Below are 25,389 nucleotides of genomic sequence, written 5' to 3' on the forward strand. Positions count from 1 at the left end.
GGATAATTTCTATAGGGATATGTGCGTGGATAAATATATGAAACGGAGTGAGTTTGAGTGGAAACCAAAGATATAGATTTTTCAAAGCTGTCACCAATGATGAAGCAGTATTTTGAAGTAAAGAACAAATATAAAAACCATATACTGTTCTACAGACTGGGAGATTTTTATGAAATGTTCTTTGATGACGCTATCATTGCGTCAAGAGAGCTTGAGCTTACTTTGACAGGTCGTGACTGCGGACTAGAGGAAAGAGCGCCTATGTGCGGTGTGCCTCACCACGCCTGCGACGTTTATCTGAAAAAGCTTATTGAAAAAGGCTACAATGTGGCTATCTGCGAGCAGACCATGGACCCTGCCATGTGCAAGGGTATAGTGCCGAGAGAGGTCATAAGAGTAGTCACCCCTGGTACGCTCATCGAAAGCAGTATGCTTGATGAAACGTCCAACAACTATATCTGTGCATTTTATATGAGAGCCAAGGAAAGCGCATTGTGCCTTGCGGATATTTCCACAGGCGAGGTGCATCTGTTTGAGTTTGAGGGCAAGGAAATGACAAGCTCGGCTATAAATGAGCTGTCGAGATTTTCACCTGCGGAGATTCTTATAAATGACGCTTTTCTTTCAAATAAAGAGCTTTCAAGCTTCATAAGAGAAAAGCTCAAGACCAGCGTTCAACTTTTGGAGGAGAACGATTTTTCCCCTGAGATACATACAGAAGAGGTGCTGAAACAGTTTTCCACAAACAGCCTTGAATCTATCGGCGTAAAGCCTGACACAGTTGCAGCCTTTGCGGTGTGCGGACTTTTTGCATACATACACGATACACAGAAAGCACTGGTGGGCAGATTTTCCGAGATAATAAAGCATGACGCCGACCCTATCATGACTATCGGCTTCACTGCAAGAAGAAATCTGGAACTTACAGAAACTCTCAGAAATAAAGAGAAAAAAGGCTCGCTCCTGTGGGTGCTCGACCATACCAAAACTTCCATGGGCAAGCGTATGCTAAAATCCTTCCTGGAACAGCCCCTTGTCAATCCTGCAAAGATAATCGACAGACTTGACGCTGTTGAACAGCTCACAATGAAGCCTGTTGAACTTGGAGAGCTAAAAGAGATACTGGGAGGAGTCTATGACCTTGAAAGACTCATGACAAGGGTAATGTATAAGACCGCTACCCCTAGAGATCTTAAATCACTGTCGCTGACAGCACTTAAACTCCCTGAGATAAAGGAGCTTCTCAAAGGTTTTGATTCAAAGCTTCTTGCAAACTGCAACAATAAAATATCCACCCTTGAAGCTATCTCAAACCTTGTTGAGAACGCCATTGTTGACGAACCGCCTGTTAATGTCAAGGACGGCAACGTTATCAAAGACGGCTTCAACGAACAGCTTGACGGACTGAGAAATATAATCTCAGGAGGCAAGGGTATAATTGATGATATTGCAGAGCGTGAAAGAGAAAAAACGGGTATCAAAAATCTGAAAATAGGCTATAACCGAGTTTTCGGATATTATATCGAGGTAACAAAGTCTTACTATGACCTTGTGCCTGACAACTATATAAGAAAACAGACCCTTGCCAACTGCGAGCGTTTTATCACGGACGAGCTTAAAGTCGCAGAGAACACTATTCTCGGTGCAAGCGATAAGATAGCAACTCTTGAGCAGGAGATATTTGCGGAGATAAGAGATTTTGCAGCCACACAGCTTAGACTTGTGCAGGAAACTGCCACAGCAGTGGCGCAGATAGACGTGCTTTGCTCGTTTGCAACTGCGGCGGTGAACAATAACTATACAAAGCCTGAGATAGCCATTGACGGCATTATTGATATCAAAAACGGCAGACACCCCGTTGTTGAGCTTATGCAGAAAGATGAGGTTTTCGTGCCTAACGACACATATCTTGATCTTACAAGCAACAGAATGGCAGTCATAACAGGTCCGAATATGTCAGGTAAATCAACTTATATGCGTCAGGTTGCTCTTATCACCCTTATGGCGCAGATAGGTTGCTTTGTACCTGCGGACTATGCAAAAATATCTGTGGTCGACCAGATTTTCACAAGAATAGGCGCTTCTGATGACCTTACCGCAGGTCAGTCTACCTTCATGGTGGAAATGAGCGAGGTTGCAGATATCGTAAAGCACGCCACAAAAAACAGCCTTGTTATCCTCGATGAGGTGGGCAGAGGTACTTCAACCTTTGACGGAATCTCCATTGCAAGGGCAGTGTCGGAGTATATCTCCACCAACAGATCAATGGGCTGCAAGACCCTGTTTGCAACACACTATCATGAGCTTATAAGCCTTGAAAAAGAGCTCGAGGGCGTGAGAAATTTCTCCGTCGCAGTAAAGCGTCAGGGGGATAGTATCAAGTTCCTTAGAAAGATAGTTCCGGGCGGAGTTGACGAAAGCTACGGCATAGAAGTTGCAAAGCTTGCGGGTCTGCCAAACAAGATAATAAACAGAGCCAAAGAGCTTCTCGAACAGCTTGAAGCGGAAAACAAAAAGGCAAGACTTGCCGCTCAGCAGATAGAAAGCGACCAGATATCCTTTGACAAAATAAGCGACAGCATCGTTACCGACAGACTTAGAAAAACCAACATAGACGAAATGACCGACAGCGAGCTTAGAGATTTTGTGAAAGACTTGCTGAGATATGTTTAGGTGAGCGTTATGAAAAAGTGGTATGACGAGGAGTACGAGTTTGAAATAGAGGTCACTGGATTTCTCCATGGCGACCATACTGAAAGATATTGCCGAAACGGCGAGGAGATAGGGGATAAATATTTCTGTACCTATGGCTGTCCTGTGAATAAGAACGGCTATGGCATTTGCAGTAAAACAATGATGATGCTTTATCCCATTATGGAAGCTGTCCGCAGCGGCGGCGATATGACTAAGATAGGCGGCGACAGCAAATATACAAAAACTATCGTCTGTCCTGACGGCTGTGTCATGTTCCGCTTGACAGCAAAGCCGACAGGCAAGGAGAATTTTCATACAGGCGGCTTTTGGAAAGAGCCATAGAAAAGGATAGAAAAATGTCAGAAATAAAAGTTCTGAGCAAGGAAGTTTCCGAACTTATTGCGGCAGGCGAGGTAATAGACAGACCTGCTTCAATAATAAAGGAGCTTCTTGAAAACGCAATAGACGCAGGTGCGAACGTCATCACCGTTGAGATAAAAAACGGTGGCCGCACCTATATAAGAGTGACGGATAACGGCAAGGGTATCTCAAAAGATGATCTGCCTATAGCCTTTCTTCGTCATGCAACAAGTAAGATATCAGTAAAAAATGACCTTGACAGTATTATGACCCTCGGCTTCAGAGGTGAAGCACTTGCTTCTATCTGTGCCGTATCCAAGGTAGACGTGCTTACGAAACGTCCCGAGGAGGATTACGGTACACATTATGTTATCGAGGGCGCAGTGGAAAAGACCTGCGAAGAGTGCGGCTGTCCTGACGGCACGACTTTCGTTGTCAGGGATATTTTCTATAATGTTCCTGCAAGACTAAAGTTTCTGAAAAAGGACGTTTCAGAGGGCAATTTTGCCGCAGACCTTGTTACAAAGCTTACCCTTTCACACCCTGAGATATCATTCAAGTTCATCAGGGATAATAAAGTTGAGATATTGACCGCAGGGGACGGCAAAATATATTCCGTAGTTTATTCAGTTTATGGCAGAGATTTTGCAAACTCCATGCTTGAAGTTGACTATACATGGCAGGGTATGCACATAACAGGCTTCACTGTGAAGCCTCTGTCTGCAAAGCCTAACAGACGTTTTCAGAATTTCTTTGTGAACAAAAGATATGTGAAATCAAGGGCTTGTGCGGCAGCACTTGAAGAAGCCTACAGAAATCTTCTTATGACGGGAAAATTCCCAGCTTGTGTGCTTTATATTGATATCCCACCGAATACCATAGATGTGAACGTCCACCCTACTAAAATAGAAGTGCGTTTTTCAGACGAAAAGCTTATGCACGAGGCTGTGTTCTTTGCGGTGAAAAATTCCCTTATGAAGAATGACAGACCTAATGAGATGCACCTTGAAAACAAGCGTAATTTCACCGATAGAGAGCTTTTTGATATACCTAAAAAGGATAACAGCGTTCAGCTTAAATTCGCCATGGAGGATAATAGTCAAAAGCCTGCCGTTCAAAAGGCTGAGATACCTGCCCAAAAGCCGCAGACAGAGAAGCAGTACGAAAATTCGTACAGCTATCAGAAGCCTGCACCAACGCTTAAAACTGTGGAGAGCAGGAGCATTACGCCTGAGGAGAAAGAAAAACTCAGCGGCAGTGACGATATGTTTCTTGCAAGCCTTGAACAGCCTGCAAAGAGAGAAACAGCTATCACAGAGCTTTCAGGCCCTGAGCCGAAGCCCCATAAGGTGACAGTGGAGGAGATAAACAAGGCGATAAGCGAGATACCTCTCCCCGAAGAGCCGGAGGAGCAGAGCGGAGAAGCTTTCAAGTTTATCGACGCTCAAAGCTTCACAAAGAAAAAGCCTGTTTCCGTTATCGTGGAGGAGAAAGAGCCTGAAAAGCCGAAGCCTGTTGTGGTGGGCGAGCTTTTCAAGACCTATGTTGTGGCACAGGTGGGCGACGAAATGATACTTATGGATAAGCATGCCGCCCATGAGAGATATATTTTCGAGAAGATAAAAAGCGACGCCGAACAGCTTGAAACGCAAATGTTCCTGGAGCCTATCATGGTGTTGCTTTCCTATGACGAGTATGACGCTCTCACCGCAAACCTCGATAAGGTGTCACAGCTTGGCTTTGAGATAGAGCCGGACGTTGCGCCAACTGTTGCAGTAAAGGGCGTGCCTATCATTCTTGGTGACGATAACCCTGCGGATATAATCAGCGAACTTGCAAAGAATTTTATCGAGAATAAACTCAATCCGCAAATAGAGCTTTTTGACGACCTCTACCATTCTATCGCCTGCAAAGCGGCAATAAAGGCGAACGATACCAACAGCGGAATAGAATTGCAGGCGCTCGTGAACGCCGTTTATGGTCAGGAAAATATCAGATATTGCCCTCATGGCAGACCTGTTATGATAACCCTCACCAAAAGAGATATCGAAAAGCAGTTCAGACGAGTTCTATAAAAAATGCAGGAGGCGAAAGCTATGGAAAATAAAATACCTCTCCTTGTCATTGCAGGGCCTACCGCCAGCGGAAAGACCGCCTGCGCAGTGGAGCTTGCAAAGATATATGACGGTGAGATAGTTTCCGCAGACTCTATGCAGATATATAAGGGTCTGAGCATCGCCACTGCCAAGCCTACCAAAGAGGAAATGCAGGGCGTGCCACATTATCTTATAGATTTTCTCGAGCCTGAGCAGGCTTTTTCCGTGGCAGATTATGTGAAGCTCGCAGGTGAGCGTATCAGAGAGATACACAGCCGTGGCAAAGTTCCTATTCTCTGCGGGGGAACAGGACTATATATAAGCTCACTTGTGAACAACGTGATCTTTGACGATACCGAAACGGACGGCTCAGTCAGAAAACGTCTTGAGGAGGAAGCCAAGACGCTGGGCGGTCACGCTTTGTGGGAAAGGCTCAGAGAGGTCGATCCCGAAACTGCGGAGAAAGTCCATGAGAACAACCTGCCAAGAGTCATACGAGGACTTGAAGTCTTTGAAACTACAGGTATACCGCTTTCACAGCATAAGGTGAACAGCCGTCGTGAGAAGTCGCCATATAACGCCTGCATTATCGGTCTTACAGCTTCCGACAGACAGTATCTCTATGACCGTATAAACCGCCGTGTTGATGTAATGGTGGAAAACGGGCTTATAGAGGAGTGCAGAGCCTTTTATGACAGCTTTACCCCTGCTACAGCTTATCAGGCGATAGGCTATAAGGAGCTCGTGCCGTATTTTGAAGGCAAAGCTGAGCTTTGTGAATGCCTCGACAAAATCAAACAGGAAAGCCGTCATTATGCCAAAAGACAGCTTACCTGGTTTAGACGAGTTGACGGAATTCAGTGGGTGGAAACAGATAAATTTGATAGTTTTCAAAAAATTATAGAAAATATCAAAAATATTATAGCCAAATCGGAAATTATGTGATATAATATAATTTGAAAGATTTTATAGTAAAAAAAGCAATACATTGCTGTAAAAATTTTTAGGAGTGTTATTTATGAATAAGAATCTTAATCTTCAGGACGTTATACTCAACCAGATCAGAAAAGACAAGATAGCGTCAACTTTTATCCTTATGAACGGCTACCAGTTCAAAGGTGTTGTAAAGGGCTTTGACAGCTATGTTGTAGTTCTCGATTGCGAGGGCAAGCAGAACATAGTTTATAAGCATGCTATCTCAACTATCGTTCCGTCAAGATATATCAATGTTCTTGACGCCGCAGGCAATTCAGATATTTAAGAGGGCAGTAAAAAATGAATTCTCTGACCGTTAAAATACTTACCGGTCTGCTTTCTGTGCTGATAATCACAACTATCGGCAGTCAGATATACAGTGCACTTACAGAGCGTCATGATACCGAGGAAGCTGTGCTTGTTACTATCAATGAGGATATTGCTTTTAAGGGTGTTATAATCAGAGATGAAAAGGTGGTCACCTATGACGGCGGCGGAGTTTTGGATTATACCTATTCCGACGGCAGTAAAATATCTGTTGGCAATACCATAGCGTCAGTTTATTCTTCTGAGGACGCTGTTACAGCGAAAAACAAGATAAAGATACTTGAAAGCGAGATAGCCGCCCTTGAAAGAGCACAAAATCCGGGTACAACGAATTATGTTCAGCCTGAAACGCTCAAAAGCAAGATAGATAAGGAATATAAGGAGCTTCTCTCATATTCTTCCCAGGATAATTTCTCTGAGTTTGCAAAAACAAGAGAGGATATGTCCCTTGTGATGAATATTTATAATATCGTCACAAAGACCGAGAAGAGCTATGACGAAAGGATAAGCCAGCTTCAGGCGAAAGTCAAGGAGCTGGAGGAACAGACCTCAGGCTCAGGAAAAACGATCACTGCTGACGAAACAGGCTATTTTGTTTCTTATGCAGACGGCTATGAGAGCGAGCTTACTATGGAGAACGCTTCCCAGCTCACTGACAAGGATATACAAAAGGTCATCGACCAGCCTAGTAAGGACGCACCGAACGCCATTGGCAAAATGTTTTCCGACTATTCATGCAGGATAGCAGGGATCATGGAAAACGATAAAAGGATAACAGAGGGCGCATGGCTTAGAATGACGCTCAGTACCACAAAAAACATCTATGACGTTAAGGTGGAGTCTGTTAAGCCTTGTGAGGACGATGAGAACAAAGTGGTTGTCGTGCTTTCCTGTGACAGACTTGACGAAGCTCTTGTTGAGTCAAGAGTGCAGTCTGCGGAGCTTATCTTCGACGAGTATCAGGGCCTTAAAGTTCCAAGAAGTGCGATACGTTTTCAGGGCGATCAGAAGGGCGTTTATGTGATACTCGGCAAGGACGTTACCTTTAAGAAGATCAATGTTATTTACGAGGGCGATGATTATGTGCTCTCTGAAAATACCTCAAACGAGGATTATCTGCTGCTTTACGATCAAATTTTGTTAGAGGTGGTATCAGATGAAGATGTGCAGCAAAGTAGATCAGACAGCAACGCTGTCACCTCAGGATAATTATTTTCCGGAGGTTCTTGAAAACTGTAAGGAAATATGTTATAATGTAGAGAACGCCAAAGCAAAATGGCGTAAGCCTGACGAAGAAGTTAGGATAATGGCTGTCACAAAGACAGTGCCGCCTGAAAAGGTGAATTTCGCTGTGGCTCAGGGCTTTAAGTTGCTGGGCGAAAACAGGGTGCAGGAGTTTCTTTCCAAGAAGGAAGCTTACGATAAAAGTGCAGAAGTGCAGTTTATCGGACATTTGCAGACCAATAAGGTGAAATATATAATCAATGACGTTACTCTGATACAGTCTGTCGATAACCTGAAGCTTGCTCATGAGATAAGCAGGCTTGCAGTGAAGAATAATAAAACTATGAACGTCCTTGTGGAAATAAATATAGGCGACGAGGCTACTAAAAGCGGCGTTTCCGCTGAAATGGCTGAGGAGCTTGTAAGACAGACAGCGCAGCTGCCTAACGTTTCCGTAAAGGGTCTTATGGCAATACCGCCTGTTGGCTCAGGGGAGGACGTTTTTGAAAAAATGCACGGTATCTTTCTTAGTGTAAAGGAAAAGGATATACCGAACGTGTCTATGGATATTCTCTCAATGGGAATGTCTGGGGACTATGAGCTTGCCATAAAGCATGGCTCAAATTTGGTGAGGATCGGAACAAAGCTTTTCGGAGCTAGAAAATATTTGGAGGATTAAAAATGGGTGCAATGCAGAAATTAAAAAATCTCTTTGTAGGCGAAGATGAACTTGAGCAGGAGGACGCAATGTATCAGCGGCCGATGTATGAGAATAAAACAGAATACAACGAAGCACCAAAGAACACAGGTGCATATGTCAATAACGCACGTCCGGTAAGAATGGAGCAAACCACGACTTTGCAGATAGTTCTTGCAAGACCAAACGATTTTTCAGAGGTCAAGTCTATCGGCGGCGATATAAATGAGGGAAAGACAGTTCTTCTTAACCTGGAAACTGTCAAGAGCGAGGACGCAAAGAGAATACTTGACTTTATCTCAGGCGTTGCGTATGCAAATGGTGCAGACATCAAGATGATGGCTCAGAAAACATTCGCTATCATGCCTAGAAACGTTGGCTTCTCAGGAGTTGACCTTATGAGCGAGCTTGAAAATAACGGCTACAGTTTCTAAAAATGGCTCGTGCTAAATATCAGTTTTTGCCCGACTTGTCTGAGGACGATATCCGTCTGTTAGACAGAGTTTCCGATTGGATAATGGCGGCTGATGAAAAGTATATAACAAAGTTTTCTGCGTTTCTCGATGAAAGGCAGTGTCTGCTGTGCGAAAAAATCATGGCGTCTGTGAAATATGAGAATTATAGGCTTTGGGGCGGATATGAAAATGCCGCAAGGCGTATGCTGTGCGTCTATCCTGAATATGGCGAGGCAGAAAGTGAGGATTTTCCTATCACCGCAATTACACTGCTGTATCGCAAAGAGGATAAAATAACTCACAGAGATATCCTGGGCTCGCTTATGGGACTAAGAATAAAAAGAGACAGCGTTGGCGACATTCTTGTGGGAGAGGGAAAGTCGGCGGTGTTCCTGCGTTCTTCTGTGGCAGGCGAGGTTACAAGCGTCCTGACAAAGGTCGGCAGAGCAGGAGTGAAGCTCCGGGAGGGCTATGACGGCAGTATACATATTGAGCAGAAAACTCAGGAAATAAGCGGTACTGTGGCTTCCATGCGTGCAGATTGTATCTTAAGTCTTGCCGCAAGGATATCACGAGAAAAGTCAGCACAGCTTATAAAAAACGTGGGCATCGAAATAGACCATATGCTGAAAAATTCACCGAAAATACTTCTTGAAGAGGGCTGTACATTTTCAGTGAGAGGATACGGAAAATTCAAGCTGCTTTCAGTTGACGGCACAACTAAAAAAGACAGAATACATATAACTTTAAATAAATTTGTGTAAAGATCACGGAGGTCCTAGTATGTTAAATCCAAATAATATTAAAGGAAAAACTTTTGATACCGAGAAAAACGGTTATTCAAAAGAAGACGTAAAAGAATTTCTCGGGCAGGTAGCCGAGGATTATGCCGAAGTCGTAAAGGCAAATCAGGATACCGAAGCTAAGATAATCAAGCTCGTTGAGAAGATAAACGAGTACAGAGAGGACGAGGAAGCTATCCAGCAGGCTCTTGTCGTGGCTCAGAAAGAGTCAAATAAGATACTTACTGAGGCCAAAACTCAGGCTCACGATATGATCGAGTCTGCCAAAACAGAGCAGGTAAGACTTGCAGAGCAGAGTGCCTCTGAGTGTGAGAGAATAGTTAAGGAGCATAAGGAAAAGTGCGCTGAGCTTATCAGAACTAATACCGAGATAACAGAAAAGAAGATAAATGAAGTAAGAGCCGCTTATGACGAGGAGCTTGCTAAGTTTGAGAACCTCAAGGCTGAGGTAACTCAGTTCAAGGCTGACCTTACTCAGCTTTATAATAAGCAGATAAGACTTATTATGGAAATTCCTGCGTCAGAGCCTGCCGAGGATACAGCAGAGGAGTCTGAGGAAGAAGAAACAGTCGAGGAAACTCAGGAAGCCGAAGGGGAGCAGGCAGAGGAAACAGCCGAGCCGGAGGAAACTGTTGAGACTGAATCTGCACCTGTTACTGACAGTGAGCACGTTGAGAAGATACTTAACACTGGTTCTTTCGACCCTGTTATACCAAAGACAGCTCCTGCTGAGCTTAAATTTGGAAAAAATAACTAATTCAAAGGCTCTGTTTTTCGCAGAGCCTTACTGTTCATAAATGGAGTAGGGAATAGATGTTTGTAATTTCGCTTGTTATCATGGCAGTTCTCGTTGCCGCCGACCAGCTCATAAAGCTTGCCGTGACAAATAACCTGCCGTTGAATGGTCAGCCTGTCGAGGTCATAAAGTTCGGTAGCTTTAAGGTGTTTAGCCTGACCCATATAAGAAACTCAGGAGCAGCATGGAGCATGATGTCAGGAAAGACCTGGTTTCTTATCGGTCTGCCTGTTGTCGTACTGATCGCGGCGGTGATCTATATGTATAAGATACGCAAAGGCTCAAAGCTGGAGCTTGTGTCGCTGGCTATGGTGCTTGCAGGCGGTATCGGCAACCTTATCGACAGAATAAGGGTAAAAGAAGTTGTGGACTATATCAAGTTCGAGCCTATCAATTTCCCTATCTTCAACTTTGCGGATATCTGTATCGTTATCGGCGGAATCTTGTTCGTCATCTGCTTCTGCTTTTTGGACGAAAAGAAAAAGCCGATCCGTGACGATATAAAGGTCAAAGACGAAAATGACAAAGCTTGATTTTATTGTCACTGCCGAGGAAACAGGCGAGCGTATCGACAGATTTTTGTCAGCGCAGGATACAGGTCTTACACGTTCCGCTGTGCAGAAGCTTATCGAGGACGGTGGCGTCACAGTTGGAGGCAAAAAAGTAGCGAAAAATTATAAGCTGCATAACAGTGACAGCGTTGAGATAATTATTCCCGACCCTGTGGAGCTTGACGTCAAGCCACAGGATATCCCCGTGGAAATAGTCTATGAGGACAGCGAGCTGATTGTGGTGAATAAACCTAAAGGCATGGTGGTGCATCCAGCCGCAGGCAATCCCGATGGCACTTTGGTGAACGCATTGCTTTATCATTGTCAGGGCAGGCTTTCTTCAATAAACGGCGTCATTCGCCCTGGGATAGTCCATAGGATAGACAAAAATACAAGCGGTCTGCTGATCGTTGCCAAGACCGACAGCGCACATAACTTTCTTGCGGCTCAGATAAAAGAGCATAGCTTTACAAGAGAGTATGAAGCTGTACTCACAGGCGGTCGCCTAAAGACCCCTACCGGCACAGTTGACGCACCTATCGGCAGAAGCAAATATGACAGAAAGAAAATGTGCGTGACAGAGCAAAACTCCAAACACGCAGTTACCCATTATGAGGTGCTGGAGGAGTTCGGGCAGTGTTCACTGGTGAAATTCCGCCTTGAAACAGGTCGAACCCACCAGATAAGAGTACATTCCGCCTATATCGGTCACCCTGTCTACGGCGACGATGTTTACGGCAAAGCTGTAAAGGGAATCGAGGGGCAGTGCCTCCACGCAAAGAAAATTGGTTTTATACACCCTGCGACCAAGGAATATATGGAGTTTGACAGCGAATTGCCCGATTATTTTCAGGCGGTGCTGAAAAAACTCAGAGCAGGGAATTGACCCACGGAAGTGATTTTATGTTTGAAGATATATCAAAAGTCCTGCTTATAACGGATATGGACGGAACTTTTCTCCCCGCAAGCAAGATACCTACCCCGAAAACTCTCGCCGCTGTCAAGCGTTTTGAAGAGGCTGGGGGCAGATTCTCTATCGCTACAGGCAGAGCCATTCAGGCGGCTAGACAGTATTTTGACATGGTGAATGTGAATTGTCCTATCATAATGTCAAACGGTGGAATGGTCTATGATATCCATACGAAAGAGCAGATATATAACGTCTTTCTGCCAAGCTTTGCGGCGGATATCGTCAAGGAGATACTTGCCGATAATCCTTATGTTGGCTGTGAAGTGCTTACTGTCAACGAGGTCTATGTGCCAAGCATGACCCCTATGGAAAAGCGCCATAACGAGATCTGTAAGCTCATTCCCGTTCAGTGCGCCGTTGACGAGATACCTGACAAGAACTGGTACAAGGTGCTTTTTGCAGTTGAGCCTGAGCGTATGGACGAGCTTATAAACTATGTGGCAAAAAAAGGCTACAAAGGAGTAGATTTTGTGCGTTCAAGTATCGAGTATTACGAGATACTTCCACAGAATATATCAAAAGGTACGGCTCTTGAGGAGCTGAGAAAAGCTTGTGGCATGGAGGATTTTACTTTCGTGGCAGCAGGCGACTATAATAATGATATTGAACTTCTTCAAGCGGCTGACGTGGCATATTGTCCGTCAAATGCGGCAGAGGAGGTCAAAAAGGTTGCGGATAAGGTCTTTGAGCAGTCCTGCGAGGAGGATTTTATTGCCGCAGTCATAGATGAAATTTTTGAAAAACTGAAGAAATAATATTTTTGGAGGTCAAAAGTATGGACGAAACATTAAAGAAACAGCTTGAGATCACAGCCTGCAAGGTTCGTCTTGGAATACTCGAGGGAGTATTCAACGCAAAGTCGGGTCATCCGGGCGGATCGCTCTCTATAGCAGATCTGCTCACTTATCTCTATTTTGCCAAGATGAACGTATATCCTGATAAGCCGGAAGAGCCTGAGAGAGATAGACTTGTGCTTTCAAAGGGTCACACAGCACCTGCACTCTATGCAACTCTTGCAGAAAAAGGCTTTTTTCCAAAGGAGGAGCTGAAGTCCCTCAGACATATCGGTGCAATGCTTCAGGGTCACCCTTGTATCTCTATCCCTGGCGTTGATATGTCCTCTGGATCCCTTGGACAGGGCATTTCTGTTGCCTGTGGTATGGCGCTTTCAGGCAAGCTCACAAGCGATACCTATAAGGTGTATACTATCCTTGGCGATGGTGAGATAGAAGAGGGTCAGGTATGGGAGGCTGCAATGTTTGCTGCTCATTATAAGCTTGATAACCTCGTTGCTGTTGTGGATAATAACGGACTTCAGATCGACGGAAAGATAGAGGACGTAATGTCGCCATATCCTATCGTTGACAAGTTTGCAGCATTTGGCTGGCACGTTATCACAGCCGACGCTCACGATTTTGACTCACTTGAAAGAGCATTCAACGAGGCAGAAACAGTATGCGGTCAGCCTTGCGTTATCGTAATGAAGAGTATCAAGGGCAAGGGCGTTTCATTTATGGAAAACAACGTTTCATGGCATGGTTCAGCACCTAACAAGGAGCAGTATGAGCAGGCTGTGGCAGAAATAAACGAACAGCTTAAAAGTCTGGAGGGTTAAGCAATGGCAGAATTGAAGAAGAAAGCTACAAGAGAAAGCTACGGCGAGGCTCTTGCAGAGCTTGGCGATAAGTACGATAACCTCTATGTTTTTGACGCAGACCTTGCTGCTGCAACAAAAACAGGTATATTCAAGAAGAAATTCCCTGACAGATTTTTTGACTGCGGTATCGCCGAGTCAAATATGATGGGCGTTGCAGCAGGTATGGCTGCAACAGGCAAGATACCATTTGCTTCTACATTTGCAATGTTCGCCGCAGGCAGAGCATTTGAGCAGGTAAGAAACTCTATCGGTTATCCTCACCTCAACGTGAAGATAGGTGCAACACACGCAGGTATCTCTGTAGGTGAAGACGGTGCAACACATCAGTGCAACGAGGATATCGCTCTTATGAGAACTATCCCTGGCATGGTGGTAATAAACCCTGCCGACGACGTTGAAGCAAAGGCTGCCGTTGAAGCCGCTATCCTCCATGAAGGTCCGGTTTATCTCCGTTTCGGCAGACTTGCTACACCTGTTTTCAACGACCCTGAAACATATAAGTTTGAGCTTGGCAAGGGCGTTAAGCTCCGTGACGGCAAGGATATAGCTATCGTTGCGACAGGCCTTATGGTTTATGAAGCTATCGAGGCTGCAAAAACACTGGCAGCTGAGGGTATCGAAGCAACAGTTATCAATATCCACACTATCAAGCCAATCGACGAGGATATCATCGTTGAAGCCGCAAAGAACACAGGACTTCTTCTTACAGTTGAGGAGCATAGCGTTATCGGCGGACTTGGCTCAGCCGTTGCAGACGTTCTTGCAGCAAGACACCCTGCAAAGCTTGTTAAGATCGGCGTTAATGACGAGTTCGGTCACTCAGGCCCGGCAGTAGATCTGCTCAAGGAGTACGGTCTGTGCGCAGACAATATCGTTGCAAAGGCAAGAGATGCTGTTAAGGCAAAGTAATAAAAACACCAAACGGACGGATATCTTCCGTCCGTTTTTTTGTACAAAAAAAGACACGCTTACGATCTTGTAAACGTGTCTTTTTTATGCTTTTACAGTGCCTGCATGAGTGTCGATAATGTTGTTTATACATATGTAAAGATAAGGCTTAAGCTCGCCAATGTCCACAGGCTCGTTGTAAAGTATGGACGAGTAGCAGGTTGAGCTTACAAGCTCAACTATCATGAATATCATGACCTCAGGCTGAACAATATCATATGGAGCGTCAGCTAGCATAGCGTCATAAATGTTGCGGAAGTCGATGTCATCGTCCTTTATAGGCGACGTAAGAGCGTGCTTGAAAACGCCCCAGCTAAGATTCTTTGCAATAAAAGTCAAAAGCGACTTGTTCTCGTTTAGCTGGTTGATGATGTTGTCAACAATAAAAATAATTCGTTCGTTAAAGGTGAGCTTCTTGCCGCTCGCATTTAATGCCTCGATAGCGTTTCTGAAAAGCTGTGACGACTTATGAGAAACAAGCTTGTTTCTTATGTCATATTTGTCCTTGAAATAAAGATAAAACGTTCCTTTCGCCACACCAGCGTTGTTCACAATGTCTGAAATAGAGGTCTTGCTCACTCCCTTGGTGGTAAAAAGACTAAAAGCCGTGTTAAGCAGAGAGTCCTCCTTTACCTTTTTATTGGTATCAAGCTTGCCCATTTTAACACGTCCTTCCTTATTACAATATATACAATTTGTATGCCACACATACACAGGTTTACTGTGGTTGACCTTAAATCTATTATAATACAAAACCGCCTCAAAGTCAACGGAGCAAAATGACCAATAGTCACTTGTGACCGTTGGTCATTTTGTGCAACTCTACAAAAAGAATGACTAATGGTCATTTTACTATTGACTGTTGGTCATTTTTGATGTATACTATGAGATGTAATAAGACCGAGGGGTCAAAACTATGTGAAGGGAATGACATTTGATGCAGAAATTTGGCAGAGGAGTTGTAAAGCTCCGAGTACCGATACTCATAGTCAGCGTTCTGCTGCTGATACCGTCAATATTCGGATTTGTCAGCACAAGAATAAACTATGATATTCTTTCATACCTCCCGTCAGACATTGAAACCATGAAAGGTCAGGATATAATGCTTGACGAGTTCGGCAAGGGTGGCTTTTCGCTGGTAATGCTTGACGGCATGGATGATAAGGACGTTGAAAAGGTCAAGGAGAAGATCGAAAAGGTAGACCACGTTTGCGATGTTCTCTGGTATGACACCTTGGCAGACGTTTCACTTCCAAAGGAAGTTCTTCCTGATGATATTTACGATTTCTTCAACACAGATAACTCCACAATGATGGCTGTCTTTTTTGACGAAGCGACCTCCGCTGACGGCTCACTTGAAGCTGTCAAGGAGATAAGAAGCATCGCCGGTGAACAGTGTTTCGTAAGCGGTATGTCGTCGGTAGTTGAGGATATCAAGGATCTGACAATGCAGGAAGCTCCGATGTATGTTGTTATCGCAGTAATACTTACAAGTATCATACTTGCTCTTACAATGGATTCGTTCCTTATCCCACTGTTCTTTATGCTCAGCGTGGGCATGGCGATAATCTATAACATGGGAACGAACTTCATACAAGGTGAGATATCGTTCATCACCGAAGCTCTTGCAGCCGTGCTTCAGCTTGCGGTAACGATAGACTACTCGATCTTCCTGTGGCACAGCTACAAAGAGGAGAAAGAAAAGCACCCTGGTGACAACAAGGAGGCTATGGCAGTCGCCATCGGCAAAACTATCACCTCAGTTGTTTCAAGCTCCATAACAACAGTTGCAGGCTTCCTTGCACTTTGCTTCATGAGCTACGAGCTTGGCATGGACATGGGTATCGTAATGGCAAAGGGCGTTGTTATTGGCGTTATCTGCTGCATAACAGTTCTCCCGTCAATGATACTTGTCTTCGATAAGGCACTTGAAAAAACAATGCACAAAGACCTTGTTCCAAGCCTTGAAAAGCCTTCAAAGTTCATTATCAAGCACCATGCAGCATTTATCGTACTCTTTATAGTTGTACTTATACCTGCCGTATATGGACAGATAAACACCAATGTCTACTATAACCTGACAGATACTCTTCCAAAGGATCTCAACAGTGTTATCGCAAACACAAAGCTAGATGAGGAATACAACATGGCAACGACCCATATGCTCCTGGTTGATGCTGATATGGAGCCAAAGGAAGTAAACTCTATGCTCGACGAAATGGGCAAGGTTGATGGTGTAAGCTTCTCAATGTCACTGGATACTCTTATCGGTCCGTCTATCCCTCGTGAGATAGTTCCTGATTCAGTAACAAAAATACTCAAAAGCGACAAATGGCAGCTTATGCTAATAGGTTCTGAATACAAGGTAGCTTCTGATGAAGAGAATGCCCAGATAGATGAGCTTAGCAAGATACTTAAATCCTACGATAAGGACGGAATGCTTATCGGTGAGGCGGCGGCAACAAAAGACCTTATCGACATAACAGATCATGACTTCAAGGTAGTAAATATAGTTTCTATCGCCGCTATCTTCATCATCATTCTTATTGCACTGCGTTCAGTTTCACTGCCTATCATTCTGGTAGCCGTTATCGAATTTGCTATCACAGTAAACATGGGTGTTCCGTGCTTTACGAATACCACCATACCGTTCATAGCGTCGGTAGTAATCGGTACTATCCAGCTTGGTGCAACAGTTGACTACGCTATCCTTATGACAACAAGATATAAGACCGAGCGTAACGCAGGCAAAGATAAACACGAAGCTGTCACTATCGCACTTACCACTTCAATGAAGTCTATCATGGTCAGCGCACTTGGCTTCTTCGCTTCAACATTCGGTGTTGGCGTATATTCAAGCGTAGATATGATCTCACAGCTTTGTACGCTCATGTCAAGAGGTGCAATAATCAGTATGATAACTGTTATCTGCATACTTCCTTCAATGCTTATGCTGTTCGATAAGGTAATAATCAATACAACAATGGGCATGAAGAAAAAAGAAAATAAGCTTTATAAGCTTCCTGAAATAAACTAATTCGTAAAGGAGATATAGTTATGAAAAAGTATTCAAGAGTTCTTGCAGGCATACTTGCCGTACTTCTTTCCGCAGGCTGCACAGGTCTTTATGCAGCAGCTCAGTCAGACAGCTCTTCCGCTGCCGACAGCACTGCCTCAACAACAAAGAACGAATCAGATAAAAAAGATACAAAAGATACAAAGAAAGCTGATAAGTCTGACAGTGATACAGAAAAGCAGGCTAAGGAAGAAACAGTTTATGTTATCACTGACGCTTCCGGCAACAAGACAAAAACAGTCGTTTCCAACTGGCTGAAAAACCCACAGGGCGTAAAGAAGCTGGAGGATGTTTCCAACCTGACAGATATCGAGAATGTTAAAACAGACGAGGGCTTTACAGCCAATGGTGATAAGCTCACATGGGATACCGAGGGCGGAGATATCTACTATAAGGGCTATACCGATAAGGCACTCCCGGTTGATGTAAAGGTAACATATACCCTTGACGGCAAGGAGATAAAGCCTGAGGATCTCGCAGGCAAGAGCGGTAAGCTTACAGTAAGATATGACTATACGAACAACGATAAGAAAACTGTCAAGATAAACGGCAAGAAAACAGATATCTATGTTCCATACCTTATGGCAACAACAGCTATCCTTGATACTAACGTTTATTCAAACGTTGAAGTAACAAATGGCAAGCTCATTTCAGACGGAAGCAGACAGATACTTATAGGCGTTGCAATGCCTGGCCTTACAAAGAGCCTTGACCTTCAGGATAACGAAGATATCGAGATACCGGAGTACGTTGAGTTCACAGCAGACGTAAAGGACTTTGAGTCAACAACTTCTCTCACAGTTGCAACATCTGACATCTTCTCAAAGCTTGACCTTAGCGATATCGGTGATGCTGACGATCTTCAGGATAAGCTTGATGAGCTTTCTGATGCTACAGACGAGCTTGTAGACGGCACAGCAGAGCTTTACGCAGGCATCAAGAAGCTGTCCGATTCCTCAGGAACACTTATCACAGGTATCGACAAGCTTTATTCAGGCTCTAAGTCACTTGACGATGGTGCAAAGACACTTAACAGCGGTGCAACAAAGCTTCGTGACGGAGCAAAGACCCTTGATTCTTCAACAGGTGAGCTTATGAGAGGTATCTCCACAGCTCATAGTGGTTCAACAGCCCTCCTCGGTGGTTTTGATCAGGTAAACAGTGGTATGTCAACCCTGAAGAATGGCTCATCATCACTTTCAAGCGGACTTTCACAGGTATCCTCAGGCGCACAGCAGGTAAATAACGGTGCTGCAAGCCTTGCCGCAGGCACAAATAAGCTTGTTACAGGTGTAGGCGACCTCCAGGCAGGCTCTAAAAACCTTGCCGCAGGCACAAAGCAGACCTATGACGGTTCAACTGCACTGAAAAAAGGCGTTGCAACACTTAATGCAGGCGTTTCCACACTCTATGAAAAGGTGCAGACACTCCCTGCAAGCGTTGAACTTCTTTCAAATGGCGTAACAAAGGTAGATAACGCACTTACACAGTCTATCGCATACGACCAGCAGGTACTCGCAGGACTTGAGCAGCTTCTCGGCAATTACGAAGAAGGCTCAGCAGAGTATACTAGCATAAGCAATATGATAGCAGCCGTAAATGGCTCTATCCAGTATCAGCAGGGCGCACAGAGCGGCCTTGGCGATGTTTCAACAGGTGTCGGCACAATGGCTACCGAGGGCAAACAGCTTGTTGACGGCGTAACTCAGATATACAATGGTCTTAACGATAAGAAGAAAGGTCTTGTCGCAGGCGTTGATAATTTGAATACAGGACTTAAAACAGTAAACGAGGGTGCTTCTGCACTTAAAACTGGTATCGGTACGCTTGCTAAGTCCAGCAAGGATCTTAACAATGGTGCAGCTACACTTTCCGCAGGTACAAAGAACCTCTCCGCAGGAGTAAACTCAGCACAGGCAGGCGCAAGCAAGCTTGATAAGGGCGTTGACAGCCTGAACACAGGCGTATCAAAGCTTTCAAACGGTGCAAAAACTCTTGATAGCGGTCTTGGTCAGCTTGACAACGGCAGCAAGCAGCTAAAAGACGGTACTGCAACACTCTATTCATCACTTGTAGAGCTTGCACAGGGTACAACAACACTTTCAAGCGGCAGTGCGGAGCTGTTCAGCGGTATCGGTCAGCTCAAAGACGGCAGCTCACAGCTTTCATCTGGTGTTAAGAAGCTTGAAAGCGGTGCAAAGACCCTTAAAGACGGCATGGCTAAGTATAAGGACGAGGGCATCGGCAAGCTCCTTGACATCTACAACAACGACCTCAAGGGACTTATTGACAGACTTGACGCTCTCAAGACAGCAGCCGAGGATTCAACAACATTCTCAGGCGCAGCCGATGGCGTTGAAAGCTCAGTTAAGTATATTTACGAAACTGCGGCTATTGAAAAAGCAGACGAGTAATTTTTACTTCCCACACATAGCAAAGACCCCCTTGGACAGAAATGTCCGAGGGGGTCTTTGTATTTATAAAAGTATTATCTGTACAAAAAAACGGACGGAATCTCTCCGCCCGTTTTATATATCCTACTGTCTTAGATAAACGCCGTTTTCTTCGATGTAGTCCTCCATGTCCTGCTTGTATTCAAGATCAAGAGAATCTTTAGGAAGTGCCTTGAGTGCTTTCTGACCAATGTCTTTTCTGAAATGCTCTCCCTCGAACTTTATCTTGGAAACAGCCTCGTAAGACTTGTCCAGTGCGCCCTGAAGCGTGTAAGCATTGCAGGTAACACCCAGAACACGGCCGCCGTTTGTGTAAAATTTGCCGTTCTCGTACTTAGTGCCTGCGTGATAAATAAACGCTCCGTCTACCTGACCCTTGTCGTCCATACCGAACATCTCGATACCCTTTTTGTACTTAACAGGATATCCTCCGCTGGCCATAACAACACAAGTGCAGTAACCCGACTTCCAGCCGATCTTGACATCAGCCAGCCTGTGTTCATAAATAGCCTCAAATATCTCGCAAAGATCACCCTCCAGCATAGGAAGAACTACCTGCGTTTCAGGGTCGCCAAAACGGCAGTTGTATTCAATTACCTTTGGACCATTAGGGGTGAGCATAAGTCCGAAATACAAACAGCCCTCAAAAGTCCTGCCCTCAGCATTCATTGCATTGATAGTCGGCAGGAAGATCTTTTCCATGCACTCTTTGGCAACGTCCTCAGTGTAGTAAGGGTTAGGTGCAACAGTACCCATTCCGCCTGTGTTCAGACCCTTGTCGCCGTCCAATGCTCTCTTGTGATCCATTGAAGAGATCATAGGAACAACAGTCTTGCCGTCAGTGAATGAAAGCACAGAAACCTCAGGACCTGTGAGATATTCCTCCACAACGATAGTGGAACTGCTCTCACCGAACTGCTTGTCGTCTATCATGGAGTGTATAGCCTCCACAGCCTCTTTCTCATTCTCCGCCAGAATAACGCCCTTGCCAAGTGCAAGTCCGTCAGCCTTTATAACAGCAGGGTATGTGTTCTGTTCCTTGACATATTTTATAGCGTCCTCACTGTTTGTGAACACCTCGTATTTGGCTGTAGGAATATTGTATTTCTTCATAAGATCCTTAGAAAACACCTTTGAACCCTCGATTATAGCCGCATTTTTCTTAGGACCAAAGGTCTTGAAACCCTCAGCCTGCAAAGCGTCTACCATTCCAAGTACAAGCGGATCGTCAGGTGCAACAGCCACCATGTCTACTTTAAGCTTCTTTGCCAGAGCCACAACGCCCTCGATATCCGTTGCCGCAACATCAAAACATTCTGCATAGCGTGAAATGCCACCGTTTCCGGGTGTGCAGTAAAGCTTTCCTACCTTAGGGGACTCCGCAAGCTTCATAACGATAGCGTGTTCACGTCCGCCTCCGCCAACAACTAATATGTCCATTTTCAGACCTCCTCAGTGTGTTTTTCCAATTATAACAATACCGCACACCTATGCTGTGCGGTATCGTCATTTATTTACTTCGTATATTATTACTTAAGCTCAAAGTTGTCAAGAACTGTCTTGAACTCGTCAGAAAGCTTGCTGTAAGCGTTCTCGCTTGCACCATATGTTATAACAACAAGGTTGCCGTTGTCAGAAGTGATTATCTGATTGAGCAGTACCTTCTGTGAGCCGATCTCGCCTGTTACGTCAACAATGTAAGCGTCCTTGCCAGCAAACTTATCTTCCTTGTCGTTTGTAACAGTGTAGCCGTCCATGGAATTATATGTTTGCTTGATCTGGTCAGCATAATCACTTGCTGTAAGACCATTGAGCAGATCGTTTGACATTGAGATAACGTTGATAGAAGCAGACTCAAGCTCGGCATCATCGCCTGCGTCAGCGTATGTGAACATTACGTCAACACCAGCGGACTCCTGCATTGCCCACTTCTTTGAGTCGATCTTGAAAGTATACAGATCGCTTGTGTAAACGTCATTCTCATATGTGCCTTTAGCCTCGTCGCCAGTGCTTGTTGTGTCGTCAGCAGAAGTTGTTGTGTCAGCAACTGACTCCTCAGGTGCAGCAGTTGTAGTTGTTGTGTCAGCCTTAGACTCGACAGCAGGTGCGGCTGTAGTTGTAGTAGTTGTTGTTTTAGCCTCCGCCTTTGACTCGTTCTCAGAATCATTTGACTCTGAGCAGCCTGTAACTGCGAATACCATTGACAGTGCCATGAGTGATGCAAGTAACTTTTTCATAATAAATTTCTCCTTTTTTTCTTGACCTTTATTGTTTTGCATTAATGCACAAAAATTAGTGATGGAACAATCTTATTCCAGTGAATGCCATTGCCATGTTGTACTTGTTGCAAGTCATGATAACATGATCGTCCCTGATAGATCCGCCTGGCTCGGCAATGTAAGCCACACCGCTCTTTTTAGCCCTCTCGATGTTGTCGCCGAATGGGAAGAAAGCGTCAGAACCAAGGCAAACGCCTGTGTTCTTTGCAAGCCATTCCTTCTTTTCAGCCTCAGTGAGCACCTCAGGCTTTACCTTGAATGTGTTCTGCCATACGCCCTCAGCCAGTACATCATCATGCTCGTCAGAAATGTAAACGTCGATAGCGTTATCTCTGTCAGGACGTCTTATGTTGTCAACGAACTGAAGTCCAAGAACCTTTGGGTGCTGTCTGAGCCACCAGATGTCAGCCTTGTTTCCTGCCAGTCTTGTGCAGTGTATTCTTGACTGCTGACCTGCACCGATACCGATAGCCTGACCGTCCTTTACATAGCAAACGCTGTTAGACTGTGTGTATTTAAGTGTGATAAGTGAGATAACAAGATCAGTTTTCTTGTCCTCAGGGATCTCCTTGTTGTCTGTCACGATATTTGTGAGCATATCGTTGTCTATTTTCAGCTCGTTTCGACCCTGTTCAAAAGTTACGCCGAAAACCTGCTTTCTCTCAATAGGTGCAGGAATATAGTTCTCATCTATCTTGATGATGTTGTATGTACCCTTTCTCTTTGACTTGAGTATCTCAAGAGCCTCGTCAGTGTAGCCCGGTGCAATGATACCGTCAGAAACCTCTCTCTGAATCATCTTTGCAGTGCAAGCGTCACACTCGTCAGAAAGTGCGATAAAATCGCCGTATGATGACATTCTGTCAGCACCTCTTGCTCTCGCATAAGCGCTTGCAAGTGGAGTAAGCTCGCCCAGATCGTCAACAAAATATATCTTCTTTTCGACCTCGCTCAAAGGCTTGCCGATAGCAGCGCCCGCAGGTGAAACGTGCTTGAAAGAAGTTGCCGCACACATACCTGTTGCCTTTTTAAGCTCTCTTACCAACTGCCAGCCGTTGAATGCGTCAAGCAGATTGATGTAACCGGGCTTGCCGTTGAGTACCTCGATAGGGAGATCCTTGCCATCCTCCATAAATACTCTTGACGGCTTCTGATTAGGGTTGCAGCCGTATTTCAAAAGCATTTCATTTGCCATAATTTTTACCTCCTGTTTATATGAATAAGCCTTAGTTCATTGCAAATATTGCCACTCCTGCCATTACTGCCACAAGCAGTACCGCAGCGAATGAGATATAGAAAAGCAGTATGAGCTTGCCCTTGCTTTTCTCCTTAACGTCCCACTTCTTCGAGGGGATACTAGGTCTTGTCACACCCATTATTATCGGCATGATGAGCAGATATCCAAGCATACCGAGTATAAGGTTTATGCTCGGCGTATCGTCCATATTCTTCATGAGCAGAAAAATAGGTATCACAATAAGAATGTGCGCCAGCACCATGAATACTCGCCATATCCTGCGCTGTTTTATCTTTTTGTCCCTTATGCCGTTGAGTTCTTCCTCAGAAGCTTTTCTCTTTAGAAATTCTTCCTGCCTGAGCCTTACTTCTTCAAGCTTCGCCTCATCAACTATCTTGACCGTCCTGGTGCCGTCGTCAATGTAGTTCTGAGTGCCGCAGTAAGGGCAGTAGACGATCTTCTTATCGTCCTCTATCGTTATTTCACCGCCGCAGTTTTTGCACTGAAGTGCGATAAGTTCCAACTTGCTCCCCCCTGACTATTTGATGAAACGTAAGTAAAGCTTGCCCACTCCGAAGAATATCGCAGTGAACGTGATGTAGAAAAGCACCGCAGTTTTTATCCTGCCCATGCCCCCAGCGTTCCTCGGTTTAATAAGCGCCATTATCACAGGCAGAGCCACCCATAAGCATATGGAAGCGATTATTGCAAATACAGACTGATACATCACCGCACCGCTGAATACAAGCGTGAATATAACGTGCAAAACGATGCAAGCTATTATCCACCCCTGCTTCTGTGAAGCGTTCTTGTATCTGCCGCTCGCCTCCTCGTCACGAAGCTTCTGGTCAAAGTCTGATACCTCTTTATTGAGCTTTATCTCTTTGAGCCTTGCTTCGTCAATGACGTTTATTATCCTGTTTCCGTCATCGAGCAGTATCTGCGATCCGCAGTATTTGCAGAACGTCTTTTTCTGTCCCTCGTGAACTTCAAGCTCGCCGCCGCATTTGGGACATTTTAATGCAACTAACTCCATTTTTTCTATACTCCTGCTTCGCTTTAGGGATATTACTTGCTGTACTTATTTATAACCTTAGAAACAGCCTTGCCGCTTGCGATATCAATGTATCTTACAAACAGCGATACCTTGTTGTCCTCGTTGAGCGCTTCCCAAAGCTTGCCCGTGAACTCCTCGATATCGTTAGGTATCTCCACCTTCTTAGGCTCGCCCTCAAAGCTTGGCAGAGGATTGCCGTCACCCATGTAAGTGTGAATAAAATGACCCACGCCGTCAAGAGGGTTGGTGTATGTGTAAGTAAATCTCTCGCAGCAGTCAGGGTTTCCGTCAGCGGACTTGAGTATGCTCATAGCATAATTATATGCGCCGTTCTCAACGTGCATGATACCTGAAATACGAGGAGTGTAGTTTGGAGCGTCGTCCTCATACTCTCTCGTCCTCAGAGATTGCTCAAAAGTCTGCTGCTTGTCCATAAGCTCATAAATAGTGTCCGTCTGATCGCCGTTTGTAACGATAGTCTTGTTTCCAAGCACACGAACAGGGGAGTATATAATAAGGTGTGGGTCAGAAAGCTTGCTAGGGTCAGCAGCTTCTGTCTTGATGCCGTCCTCAGTTTCCGTGAAAACTCTGTTTCTGGAATTAACACTTCTGCCCATGATAAAATAAGCCGTTACCGCACTCTTTCCGTCAGCAGACTTGCCTATAACTATTCCTCTGCCCGGATATGAGTTGCTTTTAAGCTCGTCATAAATATTAAGGGTCTTCATATCTTG

Annotated in this window: 24 protein-coding genes; 17 read left to right on the top strand and 7 right to left on the bottom strand. The window is 44.7% G+C overall.

The annotated features are described in order from the left end of the window. The first annotated feature begins 57 nt into the window (after positions 1 to 57). The 15 genes from mutS to RBI_RS10835 all read left to right on the top strand — a co-directional run bounded on the left by mutS (position 58) and on the right by RBI_RS10835 (position 14,514). Entirely contained in the window at positions 58 to 2,673 is a 2,616-nt protein-coding gene (gene mutS, locus RBI_RS10765; protein ID WP_041337177.1) for a DNA mismatch repair protein MutS, read from the top strand. 9 nt (positions 2,674 to 2,682) lie between these two features. Beyond that, the gene (locus tag RBI_RS10770) at positions 2,683 to 3,036 is read left to right on the top strand and encodes a TIGR04076 family protein (RefSeq protein WP_041337178.1); all 354 of its coding nucleotides are present in this window, start codon (positions 2,683 to 2,685) and stop codon (positions 3,034 to 3,036) included. A gap of 14 nt (positions 3,037 to 3,050) precedes the next feature. Then, positions 3,051 to 5,129, top strand: coding sequence for a DNA mismatch repair endonuclease MutL (gene mutL, locus RBI_RS10775; RefSeq protein ID WP_041337664.1), 2,079 nt, complete (start codon positions 3,051 to 3,053; stop codon positions 5,127 to 5,129). 21 nt (positions 5,130 to 5,150) lie between these two features. Beyond that, complete coding sequence (gene miaA, locus RBI_RS10780) at positions 5,151 to 6,095, top strand: tRNA (adenosine(37)-N6)-dimethylallyltransferase MiaA (RefSeq protein WP_041337179.1); 945 nt, start codon at positions 5,151 to 5,153, stop codon at positions 6,093 to 6,095. Positions 6,096 to 6,168: 73 nt separating this feature from the next. Then, on the top strand, positions 6,169 to 6,411 hold the full coding sequence (hfq, locus tag RBI_RS10785; RefSeq protein WP_022287370.1) for an RNA chaperone Hfq: 243 nt from the start codon (positions 6,169 to 6,171) through the stop codon (positions 6,409 to 6,411). 14 nt (positions 6,412 to 6,425) lie between these two features. Next, a complete protein-coding gene (locus tag RBI_RS10790) occupies positions 6,426 to 7,661 on the top strand; it encodes an HlyD family efflux transporter periplasmic adaptor subunit (protein ID WP_041337180.1) in 1,236 nt (411 codons plus the stop codon). Next, positions 7,609 to 8,355: a YggS family pyridoxal phosphate-dependent enzyme gene (locus RBI_RS10795; RefSeq protein ID WP_022287368.1), complete on the top strand. Its 747-nt coding sequence runs from the start codon at positions 7,609 to 7,611 to the stop codon at positions 8,353 to 8,355. Before RBI_RS10790 ends, RBI_RS10795 begins: the two co-directional genes overlap by 53 nt. A 2-nt stretch (positions 8,356 to 8,357) precedes the next feature. After that, positions 8,358 to 8,807, top strand: coding sequence for a cell division protein SepF (locus tag RBI_RS14645; RefSeq protein ID WP_041337181.1), 450 nt, complete (start codon positions 8,358 to 8,360; stop codon positions 8,805 to 8,807). A 2-nt stretch (positions 8,808 to 8,809) separates the two neighbouring features. Further along, a complete protein-coding gene (locus RBI_RS10805; protein WP_041337182.1) occupies positions 8,810 to 9,592 on the top strand; it encodes an RNA-binding protein in 783 nt (260 codons plus the stop codon). 19 nt (positions 9,593 to 9,611) lie between these two features. After that, positions 9,612 to 10,388, top strand: coding sequence for a DivIVA domain-containing protein (locus RBI_RS10810; RefSeq protein WP_041337183.1), 777 nt, complete (start codon positions 9,612 to 9,614; stop codon positions 10,386 to 10,388). Positions 10,389 to 10,444: 56 nt separating this feature from the next. Next, the gene (lspA, locus tag RBI_RS10815) at positions 10,445 to 10,960 is read left to right on the top strand and encodes a signal peptidase II (RefSeq protein ID WP_041337184.1); all 516 of its coding nucleotides are present in this window, start codon (positions 10,445 to 10,447) and stop codon (positions 10,958 to 10,960) included. Beyond that, positions 10,947 to 11,864, top strand: a complete 918-nt coding sequence (locus RBI_RS10820) for an RluA family pseudouridine synthase (protein WP_041337185.1) — start codon at positions 10,947 to 10,949, stop codon at positions 11,862 to 11,864. Before lspA ends, RBI_RS10820 begins: the two co-directional genes overlap by 14 nt. 17 nt (positions 11,865 to 11,881) lie before the next feature. Continuing rightward, positions 11,882 to 12,703 carry a Cof-type HAD-IIB family hydrolase gene (locus RBI_RS10825; protein ID WP_041337186.1) on the top strand — a complete coding sequence of 274 codons (822 nt, stop codon included), beginning with the start codon at positions 11,882 to 11,884 and terminating at the stop codon, positions 12,701 to 12,703. A 20-nt stretch (positions 12,704 to 12,723) separates the two neighbouring features. After that, positions 12,724 to 13,563, top strand: a complete 840-nt coding sequence (locus RBI_RS10830) for a transketolase (RefSeq protein WP_041337187.1) — start codon at positions 12,724 to 12,726, stop codon at positions 13,561 to 13,563. A 3-nt stretch (positions 13,564 to 13,566) separates the two neighbouring features. Further along, positions 13,567 to 14,514, top strand: coding sequence for a transketolase family protein (locus tag RBI_RS10835; protein ID WP_022287360.1), 948 nt, complete (start codon positions 13,567 to 13,569; stop codon positions 14,512 to 14,514). A gap of 84 nt (positions 14,515 to 14,598) precedes the next feature. Here RBI_RS10835 and RBI_RS10840 read toward each other — a convergent pair whose 3' ends face one another. Beyond that, complete coding sequence (locus RBI_RS10840; RefSeq protein WP_022287359.1) at positions 14,599 to 15,213, bottom strand: TetR/AcrR family transcriptional regulator; 615 nt, start codon at positions 15,211 to 15,213, stop codon at positions 14,599 to 14,601. A gap of 277 nt (positions 15,214 to 15,490) precedes the next feature. Between RBI_RS10840 and RBI_RS10845 the strand changes: the two genes are divergently transcribed. Both RBI_RS10845 and RBI_RS10850 read left to right on the top strand, forming a co-directional pair. Then, a complete protein-coding gene (locus RBI_RS10845; RefSeq protein WP_041337188.1) occupies positions 15,491 to 17,590 on the top strand; it encodes an efflux RND transporter permease subunit in 2,100 nt (699 codons plus the stop codon). A 20-nt stretch (positions 17,591 to 17,610) separates the two neighbouring features. Continuing rightward, complete coding sequence (locus RBI_RS10850) at positions 17,611 to 20,043, top strand: hypothetical protein (protein WP_041337189.1); 2,433 nt, start codon at positions 17,611 to 17,613, stop codon at positions 20,041 to 20,043. A gap of 123 nt (positions 20,044 to 20,166) precedes the next feature. Here the strand turns inward: RBI_RS10850 and purD are convergent, their stop codons facing one another. From purD to RBI_RS10880, 6 genes are all read right to left on the bottom strand, one after another. After that, a complete protein-coding gene (purD, locus tag RBI_RS10855) occupies positions 20,167 to 21,522 on the bottom strand; it encodes a phosphoribosylamine--glycine ligase (RefSeq protein ID WP_041337191.1) in 1,356 nt (451 codons plus the stop codon). Between the two features lie 89 nt (positions 21,523 to 21,611). Next, the gene (locus RBI_RS10860; protein ID WP_041337192.1) at positions 21,612 to 22,319 is read right to left on the bottom strand and encodes a PsbP-related protein; all 708 of its coding nucleotides are present in this window, start codon (positions 22,317 to 22,319) and stop codon (positions 21,612 to 21,614) included. A gap of 55 nt (positions 22,320 to 22,374) precedes the next feature. Then, complete coding sequence (locus RBI_RS10865; protein WP_041337193.1) at positions 22,375 to 23,556, bottom strand: phosphoribosylaminoimidazolecarboxamide formyltransferase; 1,182 nt, start codon at positions 23,554 to 23,556, stop codon at positions 22,375 to 22,377. Between the two features lie 31 nt (positions 23,557 to 23,587). After that, positions 23,588 to 24,121 (bottom strand): hypothetical protein, encoded by a 534-nt coding sequence (locus tag RBI_RS10870; RefSeq protein WP_041337194.1) that lies wholly within the window; start codon positions 24,119 to 24,121, stop codon positions 23,588 to 23,590. Positions 24,122 to 24,136: 15 nt separating this feature from the next. After that, positions 24,137 to 24,634 carry a zinc ribbon domain protein gene (locus RBI_RS10875; protein WP_022287352.1) on the bottom strand — a complete coding sequence of 166 codons (498 nt, stop codon included), beginning with the start codon at positions 24,632 to 24,634 and terminating at the stop codon, positions 24,137 to 24,139. Positions 24,635 to 24,666: 32 nt separating this feature from the next. Continuing rightward, a complete protein-coding gene (locus RBI_RS10880; protein ID WP_041337195.1) occupies positions 24,667 to 25,383 on the bottom strand; it encodes an IMP cyclohydrolase in 717 nt (238 codons plus the stop codon). Positions 25,384 to 25,389: the final 6 nt, after the last annotated feature.

The organism is Ruminococcus bicirculans (ex Wegman et al. 2014) (genome assembly GCF_000723465.1).
Taxonomy (GTDB): Bacteria; Bacillota; Clostridia; order Oscillospirales; family Ruminococcaceae; genus Hominimerdicola; species Hominimerdicola aceti.